This is a genomic window from Alteromonas abrolhosensis, from assembly GCF_001953635.1.
GTDB classification, from domain to species: domain Bacteria; phylum Pseudomonadota; class Gammaproteobacteria; order Enterobacterales; family Alteromonadaceae; genus Alteromonas; species Alteromonas abrolhosensis.
In genome coordinates this window covers 127,628-142,460 of sequence record NZ_MEJH01000007.1, presented here as the reverse complement: position 1 = coordinate 142,460, position 14,833 = coordinate 127,628, and the positions used below count along the sequence as shown (strand labels likewise).

The window sequence follows — 14,833 nt, the reverse complement described above, 5'->3', positions numbered from 1 at the left end:
CTTGTTATTCCCTTAATTAGCGCAGACCGAGGCGGCAAACTCGCAGATGAAATCACTGTAGCGTTCCACGTTGCTGTTAAGCGGATGTACTTTGCTGTTTGCTGATGGTATTTGGTTAGCGCTTTCCGCTATTAAGGCTAAAAACTGCGTTAGATTTCGGTTTAGCTCAGTAAGTAGCTGATCTTTTTTCTGGTCTTGTAAAAAGCTGTACTTGATACTGTTTTGACTTAATGTAACTAGCTCACTCCAGCTTAGATTGAACTGGGTAAATGCCAGGTAATATTCATCGGTTAGTGTGGCATCCCACATCCCTCTGTCGTCGGTTGAAAGTGCAGTGGGTACACCGGTTCTTAAAAGTTGAGGAAAGGGATGAGCGCTCAAATCATCGATGTATTCTAACTTTAGGTTTGAAATTAAATTGGTTTCAATCAAATAGCGGTTATGGCGCATGAGTAAATACGTTGAAGGATCTTTTAGCAGATTAATGCCATGGCCTATTCGCTCTGCGCCTAACAATAAGGTGTCGCGAATATTGGTATCTGCATGCTCAGATTCACCTGCATGAAAGGAGAGGCGAATGGCTGGATATTGAGCTCTTAGTTTCGTTATAGGCGCTAAAAAGCGCGTGGGTTGACCTCGGGGAGCATCCTCCCTGCCAACCAAATTTATCCCTACATACCATTTTCTATTGGCGTCTACGAATTTGAAGATCCAGTCTAATTGGGCTTCAATGTTGTCAGTAAAACGAACCAAGGCATATTGAAAACGAACGGTGACACCAGTAGCTTTAGCTGCTTCGCTATCGAGCATGTCTGTAATAACTTTAAGTGCTTCAGCAGGAGGAAAGCGGCTCCCATCTGCGCGATTCATGAACCTAACGTTCATTTGCGTTTCTAAATAGCGCACATTTTCTTGTTGATACAGCTGCATGTTTCTAAGCAGAACTTGCGCTGTAATATAAGGGTTTTGAGTAAGCTCGCTTAAACGCTGCCAGTGAAACTCAAAAAACTCCTCTCGACCTTCTTCTGGCTTATCAAGTTCAACACTATGAATAAACGCGTCTTGCTCTTTGTTACTTAGGGCATTCAGTGCTTTATATTGCTTTTGCTCACATTTCGTTAGTTTAGAGTGGGTAGTGTTAGAAATAGTATGAAACAACGGCGCCGAGTCACACTCGCTATGATTTATCTTAGTGAAGTACTGATAGCCGCCGTTTAGCGCTTGATTAGTTGCTAGCTCATACCACCATTTGCCGTACGCCGAGCCTGATAAGTGATGGTGCAAGTCACCGCCTTTTGGAAACTGTTTAAGTAGTTGATAGGTCTGTGAGTCGGTCAATGACTGGGTATATTGCTTAAACCAATTGTTTGCGTCTTCTTCAGTAGGAAAGGGGTTTGCGGCGGAATAAAGACCAACAAAGGATAAAGACAAAATGAACAGGGTTCGTACAACAAATGACATGAGCAATTTTTCTTAGCAATAGTTGCTCTATGGTTGCAAGATGTTGACCAGTTGGTCTGCTTAGTAACGTGTTTTTAAGCTGTTGTTTTAAAGTGTTTTTTATGTGGGTTTGGGTCAGGAGCAAATAATTAGGCAATTCGTAAGCCCCATTTTGGTGCCTAAACAAAAAAATGCGCTAAATTAGCGCATTTTTTCAGAGCAGTGCGAACGGTCGTTTTATAGGACTACGCCTTCATCTAACGTCACAAAAATTGAGTGGCGTACTTCATTGTACATTGCGCGGGAACAATGGCCTTCGCCTTCTGTGTCTTCTAGCAATAGTACGTCACCTGCTCCAAACACATGTCGCTCACCGTTAGACACCGTAAATTCAGCACGCCCTTTAATTATGAAAAGGAGTTGTCGCGCCGGCGCTGGATGCCACTTAAAATCATAATCTGCAGGCGTTTCGCGAAAAATGATCTTATCGGCTCCAAATTTTTCTGAAAGCATGCCGATAGGACCGCCGTCTTTTAGCGCAATCTCAACTTCGCCAAAGTGACTTTTGCCTGCTTCATCGTTGTAAATCCTTGTTATTTTCATTATTAACCCTTCATTGAAACTTTACTGATTTGACCACTACGTATGCTTGAGCTTGCTAATGGTTTTATAAAGTACTGACAAACTTGCGGCCACGTCATCAATGGTAATAGATTCTGCAGGGTGGTGACTTATTCCCCCCTTACAACGAGTGAATAGCATGGCCACAGGGCAAATATCTGCAATGGCCATAGCGTCATGACCTGCACCCGAGGCAAGTACTCTTGGCTTAATCCCGCTTTCTTTTACGCCTCGAACTAGCGCTTCTTTCAGCTGGCTATCGCAATGCACCGCAGGTGCGCTGTGGGTTTGCTCCCGTGTTAGCGTTATTTGTCTTGCATGCGCAATGGCATCAAACTTTTGCAATATTTCTGCCAATACAGAATCTCGCAATTCATCATCTTCGCTTCTGATATCGAGAGAAAAACGTGTGCGACCAGAAATGACGTTAACGCCGTTTGGCGCATTTTCAATTTTACCTACCGTGGCTACAACGCCCGGACGCTGCAAGCTAATGCTCTCTACAGCCAATAGCATCTCTGCACTTGCGCACAGCGCATCTCGTCGCATAGACATTGGCACAGTGCCAGCGTGACCCGCCATGCCTTCTACTGAAAAATTAAAACGTTTTGCACCTGCAATAGCACTGACAACGCCAACAGGCAGATTTTCTTGCTCTAAAACAGGGCCTTGTTCAATGTGGAGCTCTATGTAGCCCAAAATGTCGGTACGGGAAATAGCGGCACTGTTTACTGCATCGAAATTAAGGCCGAAGTTCGCCATGGCTTGCTCTAAGTTCACGCCATTTTCATCTTTTAGATGACGCCATTGCTCTTGCCACTTACCGGTGAGCGCGCGGCTTCCTAAAAGGGTGGTGCCAAATCGCGTGCCTTCTTCATCACAAAAACCCACAATATCGATATGAAAAGGGAACTTGGTTTGCGTGCCGTCAAACATAGCGACCAGCGAAATAGCGGCGACCACGCCGAGCATGCCGTCGTACTTTCCGCCGTTAGGCACAGTGTCGAGGTGGCTACCTAGAATTAATCGCGGTGCGTTGGGCACGCTTGATGTATAGCGCCCCCATATATTGCCAACGGCGTCTTGCCACGTAGTCATTCCTGCTTCAATCATCCACCCTGAGGCGAGTTGATTTGCAAGCTTGTGTTGTTCGGTCAAATAACGCCTGTCTAAACAGGTTGGGTCCTGGCTTAAGGTGCCTAATGTTTCGCACCTTGCCATAACTTGCGTAGCTAATTCAGCAAATTCTGCGAATTCACCCATTCGCCACTCCCGCCGCTTTAGCCTTAGCATAAACGCCAAGTGCAGCATCTACACCTTTACCAGAAGGTAGCGGAAACCCTTGCATACGAAGCACAGTTTCAAGGGACTGGAGGGTATGTAACACGGCATCTTCTCTGGCGTTATAGCCCATAGTGCCAATGCGCCAAATTTTTCCTTTTAGCGGACCAAAACTAGTGCCTATTTCAATGTTAAAACGCAGAAGTAAGGTTTCGCGTACCTCTTCGCCATGAACACCCTCGGGAATATGAACACCTACAACGTTGTACATTTTGTGTTTCAGATCGCCGAAGGGCTCAAGTCCCATGGCCTGAATACCGGCTAGCATCGCGTTGCCCGCTACTTTGTGACGAGCAATCACGTTCTGCTGGCCTTCTTCTAAATGCAGGCGCGCGCATTCACGGGCGCAATAGAGCATACTGGCCGCTTCGGTGTGGTGATTTAGTCGCTCCTCCCCCCAATAATCCATGATCATGGGCAAGTCGAAGTAGTTAGAACGAATTTTAGGGCCACGCGCGGCTTCATGGTGAGCATCGCGAATGCCGGCTTCAACGTGGTGACGGGTACGCACGGTTTTGACAAACTTGTCGCTTAGTGTAATAGGAGCACTGCCTGATGGGCCTCCTAAGCACTTTTGCAGGCCAACTGACACCGCATCTAATTTCCAAGCATCAACGTCTAGCGGATTCCCACCTATTGACGCTGTTGCATCGCAGTAAAACAACACATCGTTTGCTTCACAAATCGCGCCAATTTCTGCAAGCGGTTGCAGCATGGTAGTGGACGTATCCCCTTGAACAATGGCAAGCAGTTTTGGTTTTACGTCTTTTATCGCTTTGTCAATTTGTTCAGGCGTAAACACTTCGCCCCACGGCACTTCAATGGTGTGAACTTCAGCGTCGGCGCGCTCTGCAATTTCAGCAAGCAAATGCCCAAAACGCCCGAAGATAGGCACGAGGACTTTATCGCCTGGCTCAATTACCGATACCAATACAGCTTCAATTCCAGCGCGCGACGTACCGTCAACCAAGAAGGTTTGCTGGTTTTTCGTATTGAAAACATCGCGGTAAAGTTGCATCACTTCATTCATGTAGCCAGTCATTACAGGGTCATATTGACCTACTAACTGGGTAGACATGGCGCCTAACACACGGGGGTAGCAGTTAATTGGGCCCGGGCCCATTAGCAAGCGAGGCGGCGGCGATAGTGGAGCAAACGTTCTGTTAGAAGCTTCTTTAGACATGTGGGCACTCCTAGATAAGCACTTGCGCTAGCATGCGCAAGCCAGTGATGATGAGAACAACGGCGAAGATTTTCTTAAGTAAGCCAGCGTCTAGCTTGTTGGCTATGCTTGCTCCGACAGGCGCAAATAACACGGTGAGCGGAACAATGCAGACAAACCCCAGCAAGTTTACATAGCCGTACGTAGCAAAGGGCGCATCAACAGGAGTGGTACCAACAAATAGCAGCGTAAGCGCCGCTGGAAGCGAAATAATCAAACCGACTGCAGCAGCGGTGCCCACCGCTTTGTGTGCTGGGTAGTTACAAAATGTGAGAGTCGGCACGGTTAACGTACCGCCACCAATGCCTACCATAGAACTAAATAGCCCAATGCAGGTTGCCATAATCGACTGACCCGCGCGGCCCGGTAGCCCTTTAAATAGTGCGTCTTTCTTGCCAATAAGCATATTAATGGCAGACAAGGTTGCAATAATGCCAAACAGTAAGGTAAGGAACGTCGGGTTAACCGCCGTCACCGCATAGCTTCCGGCAAGCACGCCAATTAAAATGAACACTGCCCACGTTTTTAGCAATGCAAAGTCTACATTGCCCTTACTGTGATGAGCACGAATAGAGCTTACTGAAGTAGGGACGATGGTTGCCAATGACGTGGCCGTGGCTATAACCATTGCGCTCTCAGGGGACACACCGAGGGCTTGGAACAAGAAAAACAGTACCGGCACGATGACAATACCACCACCTACGCCAAGCATTCCTGCTAGTATGCCTGCGAACACGCCTGTTCCTGCTAGCGATAATATAACCGTTAGGTTATCCATTAAAAACTGCATGTGATTTCTTTCTCTTTAACGTTTGTTGGTTTAACTATTTTTCAGTGCTGCGTCTTAGCCACTGGGAATAAACTAGCGATGTCCAAAGTAGGCTTTGCCGTCACTTCTTGGGTCGCTTGCGCCGCTAACCGTACCTTCTGTGTCGCGAATAATTGCACCAGCATGACCCATGAGTTCGTTGCAAGGATCTACCGTCACCATATCGTGGCCCCGTGCCAGTAAGCTCTCACCCACATACTCAACTAAATCTCGCTCTGCTTTTAAGTTGTGACTTTGATCGCCCCATGTTCTACCAAGTAGCCAACGGCCTAGGGAAATAGCCTTGGCGATAGGTTGGCCGTGGTACACATGACGAGCAAACAGCGCCGCTTGGGTTTGAGGCTGACCTTCACCACCCATGGTGCCGTAGCTCATGCGTCGACCGTCAACAAGCTCAGCGAAAGCGGGGTTAAGTGTGTGAAATGGTTTTAAGCCTGGCGCCAAATATTGGTTACTGTTTGGATCGAGTGAAAACGAAGTGCCACGGTTATTCCACACAATGCCTGTTTGCGGGCTCACTACGCCTGAGCCGAACTCCCAATATAGCGACTGTATATAGCTCACCATTCGACCTTCAGAGTCGCAGCAACCCATCCAAATAGTATCGCCGTGCTTGGCTTCATGGGGCCAAGGAAGTGCTTTATCTAAAGAAATGTTCTTCACCATTTCATCAAGTACATCATCACTTAACAGGCTTTGTAAGTTAACGGGCGTACGAGACGGGTCGGTAACGTTCGCGTTGCGCGCAATAAAAGCTTGTTTTGTGCACTCGATAAGTAAATGCACCATGTCAGCATCGGTGCTGCCTAAATGCTGAACTTTGTCGTACAGGGCTAAAATAATGAGCGACGCCACACCTTGTGTGGGCGCCGGCAAGTTATAAAGCTTGCCTTTGCTGGTGGATACTGACAATGGCTCAACAATTGTCGCTTTGTAATTATTGAAATCTTCAAGACGAATAGGGGAGCCGGCTGCCTCTAAATCTTCGGCCAGCTGTGACGCTAACTCACCGTGGTAAAAATCATCTAATCCTTTTTCTGCTAAATGCTTCAAAGTTTCAGAGAGCTTTGTTAGCTTTAAAATTTTACCTTTTTTAAGGGCTTTCCCCTTAATCAAAAACTGAGCGAAGTTTTCATCCGCACTTAGCTCGTCAAAGGTTTTGTTGCTGGCATCAACCAAACTTTGAGTAACTTCAATCCCCCAGTTAGCTTGGCTAATAGCAGTATCGAACAACGTAGTTAACGGTAAACCGCTTTGCCACTTGTGGCTTATTTCAAGCGCGGCTTGCCAACCGGCAACAGCACCTGCCATGGTTAATGCAGACTTTCCGCCTCGACTCGGTATGGCATCGCTACCCTCGTAGAAAGAAGGCGTTGCACCTTTTGCTGCTACACCAGATGCATCAATGCCAATCGGCTTTTTACCAGGCTCACTGATTAGCCAAAATCCATCACCGCCCATGCCATTCATGTGCGGATATTCAACCGCGATAGAGGCCGCCGCAGCTACCATAGCTTCTATAGCTGTGCCGCCTTTTTCTAGTATGTTTAAGCCCACTTGCGATGCTGCAAAGTGAGGGGCGGTAAACGCTATATTTGGTTTTTCACTCATTTTTAATTCCTTCAAAAACTCGGCAATCGCGCAGTCAAGTCAAGCCCAAACAAGGCAAAATGACGGGGCGCTTAGGTCTTACTTCCGCTTTCTACTTTCTACTTGAATGCGATAGGGCGCTAATGCTTTATTTGAGTGCAACTTAAATAAAACAGGCGCGCTTTACACGTTTAGCGAGTGGCTAGCTTTTTTGCTAACGCGAGAAGTGCAAGATCGTTGCCTTTTTTGCCCACTAGCGATAATCCGCATGGAGCGTTGTGTAGGGTAAACAACGGCAGATGAAGCTGGGGTAAACCCGCAAGCCCAGCTATCGCCGTAAGTGCGAGCAGAGCGTTTCTATCATTTGCCAGAGTCGTTTCATCGGCATCACATCGAGGTGCTACACCGGGTGTCGTGGGAATAATCAGTACGTCTATGTCTTCAAATAGAGCATTTAAATGATTGATTACCACAGATTGTTGCGCTTTAGCTTGTTGTACATCTTGTGTTGTTATGGTTTTACACCAATCTAAGCGCAACATTATATCTTTAGCGATATCGGGTTGAGTGTATTCAATCCATTCGCCATGTTGCTGCCATATTTCATTGCCCTGTAAGGTACGAAAAGTAGCAGCTGTTTGTAATGTGTCTAAATCAAGCTGAGTCTCTGGCAACGTAATGCAGTCGTTGTTTTCAGCCAGCGCTGCAAGCCATGTTTTGCACAGCGATTTGTGAGCGGCCTGCTCAAATAAATGCGCTGCTATGCCAAATCGAGGCGTACCTGATATTTCACTTTGTGTTGCGCTATCTATGCAGACATTGGCAACTTTAGTCAGCGTGTCTAGGTCGCGTGTCATCCAGCCTACGGTATCAAACGAAGGCGCAAGTGCTACCATATTGTCGCAGGCGACAACGCCGTGCGTGGTGCGAAGCCCCCATAACCCTTGATAGCTAGACGGTACGCGAATAGAGCCGCCTGTATCGGTGCCAAGCCCTATGTCGGCAAGGTGCGCGCTAACGGCCACCGCTGAACCTGACGAAGAACCACCAGGTATATGAGCTGGTGCCACTGGGTTTACCAGTGTTTCGTAGTGCTTATTCTGCCCGTGTAAACTGTAGGCAAGCTCATCAGTTATGGTTTTACCTTTGAACACGGCACCCGCCTGAAGCATCTTTGCCACACAACTGCTCGTATTTTCTGGAATCGAGTGGGTGGCTAGCCAATCAGGGTTACCTGCAGAAGTCGGCAAACCTTGAATGTGAAACAAATCTTTTACTGCCAGACCTAAACCGCAAAGTGGTTTCTGCGCTTTTGGTATAACTTTTTCCTCGTAATCATCGCGATTAGAGATTACGTCTAAGTATTTAATTGCTTGTGTGAAATTTGCATCACAGGGCTTTAGTACAAAAGGAGAGCTCACAGCGCGGTACTTATTTATTGTTTCTTAATTGGTCGTTATCTAATGAAACAACTGTTTCATTTTAAAGTCAAGGGAAACGATCGTTACTTAAAGAAAAGTTGGGAAAAAATATTGATCAGGATTGAATAACGATAATGTAAATTGCATGCGTCAGTGCGCTTAAAGTTTAGAGCAGCGCTAAAATCCTTGAGGGTTTTTCTTCAGGAAAGCAATTTCGTCAGGTGTAGATTCACGTCCTAACACCGCATTGCGATGAGGGTAGCGCCCAAACATTTCAATAACCTGCTGATGGCGCTTTTCGAAAGTAAATTCCCGTTCAAGACCTTCTTGAGAAAATAATTCCAATGCCACATCGTGTATAGCTAACGATTCACTGTGCATAAAAGGCATATACAGAAACGCGCGTTGTTGTGGTGTGAGTACTTTGTCGGCTTCGACACTTACCGCTTCTTGCGCAAGAACTAAAGCGATACTGTCTGCACTGAACGCGTCCTTGTCATTGCGATGGATATTTCGTGAAAATTGGTCGAGTAGAATTATTTCGGCAAGTCTCCCTGTCGCTGTTGCTCGCCAAGGCCACAACTCGCCCCTCTTAGCTGCAGAATGCAACTTTGAAAATTGCGAAGTTATAGTTTTATCTAGTGCAGCATCTTCCTTAAACCATTGTTCTGGAGAGAGTTCTCCAAACCAAAAGTCTAGCACTCCATTAGCTTCTTCCATGACTACTTGCGTTTTATCCATATCAACTCCAACCACACGCTTTTAGCAGTGAAATTAAATCAACAGGTACGTTTTTGTGCATTAAAAACCAAATAAGCAGTTTGAATTAATACTTATACCCGTTTTTAAGCGCTTTAGTTCCCTTTGCGCTTGCAAAATAACAAATCTCTGCTATTCGCTCCATTTACAGTATTGCTTAAAAAGTGTTCTATGGGAAGGGCTAACGTTTTGGGCTCTCTAACTCATCCATTTGAATGTATATATCAGTGATAGCGTCAACGCGGTCCGCGGCTTCGCTTCCTAACACCTCATAAGTAAGATTACACAGCGAAGCAACTAGGCTCATCGGGGCCGCATAGCTATCAAAAGGCGAGTCACTGCCGATATGAGTTACAAGAAGATGATCAACTTCATGACGATAACCTTGCCCTGTTGGATCGGTTATAAGCACGGTTTTACAGTGTTTGATACTATTTAAAACAAACTTGAACTGGCGGGTTCTTCGACGAAAACCGAAAAGTACAACAAGATCGTTTTCGGTAAGGTCAATAATATCTTCACTAAGTGTTTGACCGGGCTGGGGAAGCACGCGGACCGACGCACGAATTTGTTTCAGCTGCTGCCTAAAATGCAGCGCGATGGGGTAGGCGTTTCTAAAGCCGATCAACGTAACTTGTCCTGCTGATGCCAGCAATTTAGCGATATCTGTCAACGCCTCTGAGGAAGTGCTTTCGAATGTATTTGCTAAGTTTTTGCTATCACTTTCATGTTGCAAAACACCACTTGAAGGGCTAACTACGGGTACGCCTTGCTCACGTAACTGTACAAGCGCTTCTTTGGCTTGTTGATGTGAATCAAACCCCAGTTGACGAAAGAAGCGACTAACAGTGGCCTTTGACGTCCCCGTTTTTTCTGCAATGAGAGAAGTAGACTGACTTAGTACGGCGATTGGGTTTTGCTGAATATAATGCGCAATGGATTTGCCCGAAGGAGATAACGAGGCATAGTGTTTTTCAATTTGTTGTAAAACGTCGCTAGGGCTATTTTTTGTCATTGGTATCGCCTTATACATCTCATGCAATTATTTCACGACTTTTGTGCGATATACAAACACTACGTGGTTTCCTAACTGTCGCTCACCTAAATATGCATACCTCGAAACTGTTGATGAACCCAAAATACTACACAATATTCTGTTATTCCGCGTTAAAACTTTGCCTATAAAACCCCAACATAGCTAGAAAACGTCGAATCTTTAAAGGGTTACAAATTCTGCATTCAGAATAAGGCTAAAGTATCATCTATTTGCCCCTTCATGCATTACAGATTGGCACTACAATTTCATAGTGTATAACCGAAAAAGTTCATGAAACTGTCATAGGTTGGTAATTATTTTGTTGGCTAAGCTTGGATTCCATTTAGGCAAACTATCTAGTGAATCGTACAGCGAATGCATCATTACCCAGATTAAGAGGTGAGTTGTGGTAAAGCTTTGGTCGGAATTGCTCCTACTATTTGTAGGGCTTCCCTTTGCAATTCTGTACTGGATAAAACATTTTGCAGACTATCTCATGCCTATCTTAGGTGTAATGGGCCTTTGTTGTTTAGCTATCTTATTGGCGGATAAGCAATTCAAGCGTATTAAGTTGTGGCACTGGGAAGATTATCGAGCACATTTTAAAAGTACGATTAAGTTATTTTTGCCTTGGGCCAGCTTACTCGCCCTTATTGTTTATTTGTTTAAGCCAGAGCTCTTCTTGCATTGGCCTATGAACCAGCCGTGGATGTGGATAGCGACGCTACTAATATATCCGATAGTTTCAGTAATCCCGCAAGAGATTATCTTTCGTACTTATTTCTTTCATCGTTACAAACGCATCTTGCCATCTAAATATGCGAGATGGGCATTAAGTACATTTTTATTTGGTTTAGCCCACTTGGTCTATGGTAACTGGGTAGCGGTTGTTGTTTCGTGGATTGGAGGTGCCATTTTTGGCTATCGATACATGCAAACAAACTCAACACCTGTGGTGGTGATTGAGCATGCTATTTGGGGCAGCTTTGTGTTTACTATTGGACTGGGATCTTATTTAGTTATCGTAACGTAAATATTCTTGCTCAGCACCTTCCGACAACTAGTGATCGCATGACGGTGCGGGTGAAAGAGGTGGTAATAATATCGTTTAACGTTCGACATGCGCAGTACTTTCGATTGCATCCGTAGACATGCGATTTCGTCACACTGCTAACATCCATGAACGCCAAGGAGTAAGGTTATGTTCAGTGCTTTCCTAGTCATAAAACAGGTCATTTCAGCAAAATATACAGAGATTAGCTCTCAATATATTGGTACGGCTGCAAATCATCGCTTTGTCCAGAATTTGCTTCAACAAGACGGTGAAGCAGGCTCTATTAGCAGTCTATCAAGCGCACAGTCGTTGCTTTCGCAGCTTTGGGATAATTTTGTTTACCGTTTACCAGGCCTAGCGTTGGGCATTGTAATAATGGCAGCGTTTATTCTGCTTGCGCCACATATCGCAAAAGTGCTGGTTAAACCATTAACAAGAACAACGACTTCACCGTTACTGCGCTCAGTTATTCAAAGAAGTGTCAGTTTAGTCTTAATTTTACTCGGTATTTATCTATTTTTATTCTTAGCTGGGCTCACCGGATTTGCAATCGCAGTGGTGAGCGGTACAGGTGTGGTGGGGCTTATTCTTGGTTTCGCTTTTCGCGACATCGCAGAGAACTTTATTTCAAGTCTACTGCTTACTATTCAACGCCCCTTTAGAATAGGGGACATCGTACAAATCAACGATTTCACCGGCATCATTCAGAAAGTAACGGCACGTGCGACCACACTGGTCGATTTTGATGGTAACCATATTCAAATACCTAACGCCACGATTTACAAAGGAGTAATCAAAAACCTTACGGCCAATCCGCTTATGCGTGGCCAGTTTGTTATTGGCGTTGGCTACGATGCTGACATACAACAGGCGCAGCAAATTGCACAAGAAATTACTGCGGCGCAAGACAATGTTTTAAACGACCCAGAGCCACAAATCCTCATCGATGAACTAGGGCCATCTACCTACAATATTAAAGTTTATTTTTGGGTAGATGTTGAGAAAACGAGTGTACTAAAAATGGCGTCGGTGCTGATGCGAAAAATCACTCAGGCCTTCTTAGAGGCGAATATCAGTATGCCTGATGATGCGAGAGAGCGCATTTTTCCAGAGGGCATGCATATTTATCATGCTTCCGAAAAAGGCGCGTCAAGCGCTAACCCTTCAGAAAACGTAGCAAATGAGTTAAGTGAAAGTACGACAGAACAAAAGAACGTAAAAAGTTTTGATAGTGAGAAAAATAGTGGAGAGGCCACAGAAAATCGAAACGAGAGGTCAAGCGCTAAAGCGGCTGGAACAACGCGTCCACAGGAATCGAAAGTTAATGATGATGTGTCTTCCGAAGCTCATGAGATTCGAGAGCAGGCCCGTAAGTCGAGAGACCCGGAAGCAGGAGAAAATATTCTTTAGCATTTGTTATGTAAAGTCTTATTGGAATAGGTAATTTGCCCTCTTTTGGAATCTAGAAGGGAACCGTGCAAATTGAGCGTGCTATAGCAAAGCTAGCCAGAGGTTAAGATATGTTCAGCAATAACCAGACTGGTGAGGTATTGGAGCTTGCTCGTCGCGCTTTTAACTAGGCGCGACGGGCGATAAGTTACATCTACCCAGAAAACCTTGCCATAAGTTTACATGCGCTTTCATGGCGCTGCTGTATTGAATGAAACCATCCTGTGATTGCTGCCTGATATAGCGTTTGAATTCCTTATGCAATGATGGCTGAGCAAGCCAGTCTTCCCACAATGGCTCAAGTTTGTAATGGTATTGATTTACCAAACTTCCTACAGGTTGTATCTCTTCAATAAAAAATAGATAGAATACATTACGCAGTATTTTTGCTTTGTCGCTGGCGCGGCCTTCTGGGCAGCTTACAGCATCAAGCTCGGTAGAAATCATTTTCGTAAGCAGTGAGAGGTTTTGCGTTAAGGTTTGTTGTGTGTGCCAAAGCGTAGCGGGTAACCGGGCTGAACGTATAATTTGTAGCTGTTGTTCGAGTTCGCTGCTGTCAATAAGGCTTTCATTGCTGTTTCTATTGGTGGCTACCGCTTTTGTCTCGCTTGCTGTTGAATCGGAGGAATCTTCGTCTGCATACATATCACCCAAGAGCAACGCTTTGTTATTCAAGCTGTTGATGTAATAGAGCGCGTTTACGCTAGAAAGCGCGTCTTTATTGTTTTCAACTGAAAACAGACGTTCAGGTGAATTAAGCGCCAAACGTAATTCTTGGCTTCCTTGGACTAGGTTTGCCCAAGTTTTACTGTAGTCTAGCGTTTTTTGTTCACGCCATGATGCGATGGTTGCTGCCAGTGCCGCGTTACTCTGGCTAGTTTCGTCGTCTTTAGTAAGCGCCGCCTCGCAGCTTTTAAGCACGGTAAGCAGTTTGCTCTCATAAACAAGCCGTTGGGATGGCAACTGACTTTTTCCTAGTGACGTATTGCGCTCGGCAACTACAGTGCCCAGCTCACAATCTTGCAGCGCATAAAACTCACGCAGGTTTATACTTACGCCTTCAATGGTGTGTTTAAGCGTTGCGGAGTCGGCAAGTTTGGGAAGTGGTGTAGTAATCTTATTGTTAAATGAGGCGGGTAGTGGCACATCGAGCACGCGAGAAAGCCGTGCGGCGTAATCATCAATGCTTTGCTTCACAGTACTACCGCCAAAACAACCCATTAAAGAAAATAAGCCCACGCTGATAATGACAGTGCGGCAGGCGCTTCTTAAATGAGAAACGTTTGGTTGCAAGACTTTTAGTTGAAATTTCCTCACGCGGAGGCACCGGTATGAAGGCTACGGCCACCATCGACGTAAATGATTTGCCCTGTGATATAGGGGACTGATACCAAGAACGACAATGTCTTGGCAATGTCTGCAGGTGCACCTAATTCCCCTAACGGAATACTCGACAATAATTTTTCTTTTTCATCATCACCCATTTCTCTTTCTGGCCACAAAATAGCCCCTGGCGCGATACCATTTACGCGAACATGGGGTGCTAAGTCTATTGCTAGTGACTTGGTCAGTGAGGCAAGGCCTGATTTAGCAATCAAATAAACACTATGCTTGGGGAGAGGGCGGTCGACATGCATATCGACCATATTAATAATGCAGCCATTACTTACCGCTAACGCTGGTGCCAATGCTTGTGATAGAAACAGTGGCCCCTTCACGTTACTGCCTATCAGAGAGACCCAGTCTTCTTCTGAAATTTCGCCCACTGGAGTGGGATAAAAACTAGAAGCATTATTTACTAAAACGTCTATCTGACCCCAAATGCCTAATGCTCGCCGCCCCAGTGTGCTTACCTCGTCTGAATTACAAAGGTTGGCCTGAAGGCAGATAGCTGAATCCGCTCGCTGATTGTTAAGTTTTTCAGCCAGTGCGAGTGCATCGTCTTTGGAATGTCCATAATGAATAATAACGCGATAGCCTTCGCTATGAAGCTGACACGCCATAGCGGCGCCAATTCGTTTTGCTGCCCCGGTAATAAATGCAACAGGGCCTGAGTTTTTCATAATTAAAG

Annotated in this window: 13 protein-coding genes; 2 read left to right on the top strand and 11 right to left on the bottom strand. The window is 45.5% G+C overall.

The annotated features are described in order from the left end of the window. Positions 1-12: 12 nt before the first annotated feature. The 9 genes from BGK61_RS12170 to BGK61_RS12130 all read right to left on the bottom strand — a co-directional run bounded on the left by BGK61_RS12170 (position 13) and on the right by BGK61_RS12130 (position 10,238). A complete protein-coding gene (locus BGK61_RS12170; RefSeq protein WP_076012312.1) occupies positions 13-1,461 on the bottom strand; it encodes an adenosine deaminase family protein in 1,449 nt (482 codons plus the stop codon). 216 nt (positions 1,462-1,677) lie between these two features. Then, entirely contained in the window at positions 1,678-2,043 is a 366-nt protein-coding gene (locus BGK61_RS12165) for an AraC family ligand binding domain-containing protein (protein WP_014976207.1), read from the bottom strand. Between the two features lie 36 nt (positions 2,044-2,079). Then, entirely contained in the window at positions 2,080-3,324 is a 1,245-nt protein-coding gene (locus BGK61_RS12160) for an allantoate amidohydrolase (protein WP_076026081.1), read from the bottom strand. Next, the gene (locus BGK61_RS12155; RefSeq protein WP_076012942.1) at positions 3,317-4,585 is read right to left on the bottom strand and encodes a pyridoxal-phosphate-dependent aminotransferase family protein; all 1,269 of its coding nucleotides are present in this window, start codon (positions 4,583-4,585) and stop codon (positions 3,317-3,319) included. Before BGK61_RS12155 ends, BGK61_RS12160 begins: the two co-directional genes overlap by 8 nt. Positions 4,586-4,595: 10 nt before the next feature. Further along, on the bottom strand, positions 4,596-5,414 hold the full coding sequence (locus tag BGK61_RS12150) for a sulfite exporter TauE/SafE family protein (protein ID WP_076012943.1): 819 nt from the start codon (positions 5,412-5,414) through the stop codon (positions 4,596-4,598). Positions 5,415-5,486: 72 nt separating this feature from the next. Next, positions 5,487-7,064, bottom strand: coding sequence for a gamma-glutamyltransferase family protein (locus BGK61_RS12145; RefSeq protein ID WP_076026080.1), 1,578 nt, complete (start codon positions 7,062-7,064; stop codon positions 5,487-5,489). A 170-nt stretch (positions 7,065-7,234) separates the two neighbouring features. Further along, positions 7,235-8,464 (bottom strand): amidase, encoded by a 1,230-nt coding sequence (locus tag BGK61_RS12140; protein WP_076026079.1) that lies wholly within the window; start codon positions 8,462-8,464, stop codon positions 7,235-7,237. Between the two features lie 177 nt (positions 8,465-8,641). Further along, a complete protein-coding gene (locus BGK61_RS12135) occupies positions 8,642-9,205 on the bottom strand; it encodes a DUF924 family protein (protein WP_014978993.1) in 564 nt (187 codons plus the stop codon). A gap of 199 nt (positions 9,206-9,404) precedes the next feature. Next, positions 9,405-10,238: a MurR/RpiR family transcriptional regulator gene (locus BGK61_RS12130; protein WP_014978994.1), complete on the bottom strand. Its 834-nt coding sequence runs from the start codon at positions 10,236-10,238 to the stop codon at positions 9,405-9,407. Positions 10,239-10,665: 427 nt separating this feature from the next. Between BGK61_RS12130 and BGK61_RS12125 the strand changes: the two genes are divergently transcribed. Together BGK61_RS12125 and BGK61_RS12120 are read left to right on the top strand one after the other, a co-directional pair. Continuing rightward, positions 10,666-11,292: a CPBP family intramembrane glutamic endopeptidase gene (locus BGK61_RS12125; protein ID WP_014978995.1), complete on the top strand. Its 627-nt coding sequence runs from the start codon at positions 10,666-10,668 to the stop codon at positions 11,290-11,292. A gap of 168 nt (positions 11,293-11,460) precedes the next feature. Continuing rightward, positions 11,461-12,723: a mechanosensitive ion channel family protein gene (locus BGK61_RS12120; protein ID WP_014978996.1), complete on the top strand. Its 1,263-nt coding sequence runs from the start codon at positions 11,461-11,463 to the stop codon at positions 12,721-12,723. 162 nt (positions 12,724-12,885) lie between these two features. On the opposite strand, the gene BGK61_RS12115 is transcribed toward BGK61_RS12120, so the two are convergent. Continuing rightward, on the bottom strand, positions 12,886-14,079 hold the full coding sequence (locus BGK61_RS12115; RefSeq protein ID WP_014998042.1) for a DUF3080 family protein: 1,194 nt from the start codon (positions 14,077-14,079) through the stop codon (positions 12,886-12,888). Next, positions 14,076-14,825 carry a pteridine reductase gene (locus BGK61_RS12110; RefSeq protein WP_014998043.1) on the bottom strand — a complete coding sequence of 250 codons (750 nt, stop codon included), beginning with the start codon at positions 14,823-14,825 and terminating at the stop codon, positions 14,076-14,078. Before BGK61_RS12110 ends, BGK61_RS12115 begins: the two co-directional genes overlap by 4 nt. Positions 14,826-14,833: the final 8 nt, after the last annotated feature.

What these genes read in the sequence shown, in the direction of transcription:
- BGK61_RS12170 (WP_076012312.1), bottom strand. Translation starts at nt 1,461, where the DNA reads ATGTCATTTGTTGTACGAACCCTGTTCATTTTGTCTTTATCCTTTGTT.
- BGK61_RS12165 (WP_014976207.1), bottom strand. Translation starts at nt 2,043, where the DNA reads ATGAAAATAACAAGGATTTACAACGATGAAGCAGGCAAAAGTCACTTT.
- BGK61_RS12160 (WP_076026081.1), bottom strand. Translation starts at nt 3,324, where the DNA reads ATGGGTGAATTCGCAGAATTTGCTGAATTAGCTACGCAAGTTATGGCA.
- BGK61_RS12155 (WP_076012942.1), bottom strand. Translation starts at nt 4,585, where the DNA reads ATGTCTAAAGAAGCTTCTAACAGAACGTTTGCTCCACTATCGCCGCCG.
- BGK61_RS12150 (WP_076012943.1), bottom strand. Translation starts at nt 5,414, where the DNA reads ATGCAGTTTTTAATGGATAACCTAACGGTTATATTATCGCTAGCAGGA.
- BGK61_RS12145 (WP_076026080.1), bottom strand. Translation starts at nt 7,064, where the DNA reads ATGAGTGAAAAACCAAATATAGCGTTTACCGCCCCTCACTTTGCAGCA.
- BGK61_RS12135 (WP_014978993.1), bottom strand. Translation starts at nt 9,205, where the DNA reads ATGGATAAAACGCAAGTAGTCATGGAAGAAGCTAATGGAGTGCTAGAC.
- BGK61_RS12130 (WP_014978994.1), bottom strand. Translation starts at nt 10,238, where the DNA reads ATGACAAAAAATAGCCCTAGCGACGTTTTACAACAAATTGAAAAACAC.
- BGK61_RS12120 (WP_014978996.1), top strand. Translation starts at nt 11,461, where the DNA reads ATGTTCAGTGCTTTCCTAGTCATAAAACAGGTCATTTCAGCAAAATAT.
- BGK61_RS12110 (WP_014998043.1), bottom strand. Translation starts at nt 14,825, where the DNA reads ATGAAAAACTCAGGCCCTGTTGCATTTATTACCGGGGCAGCAAAACGA.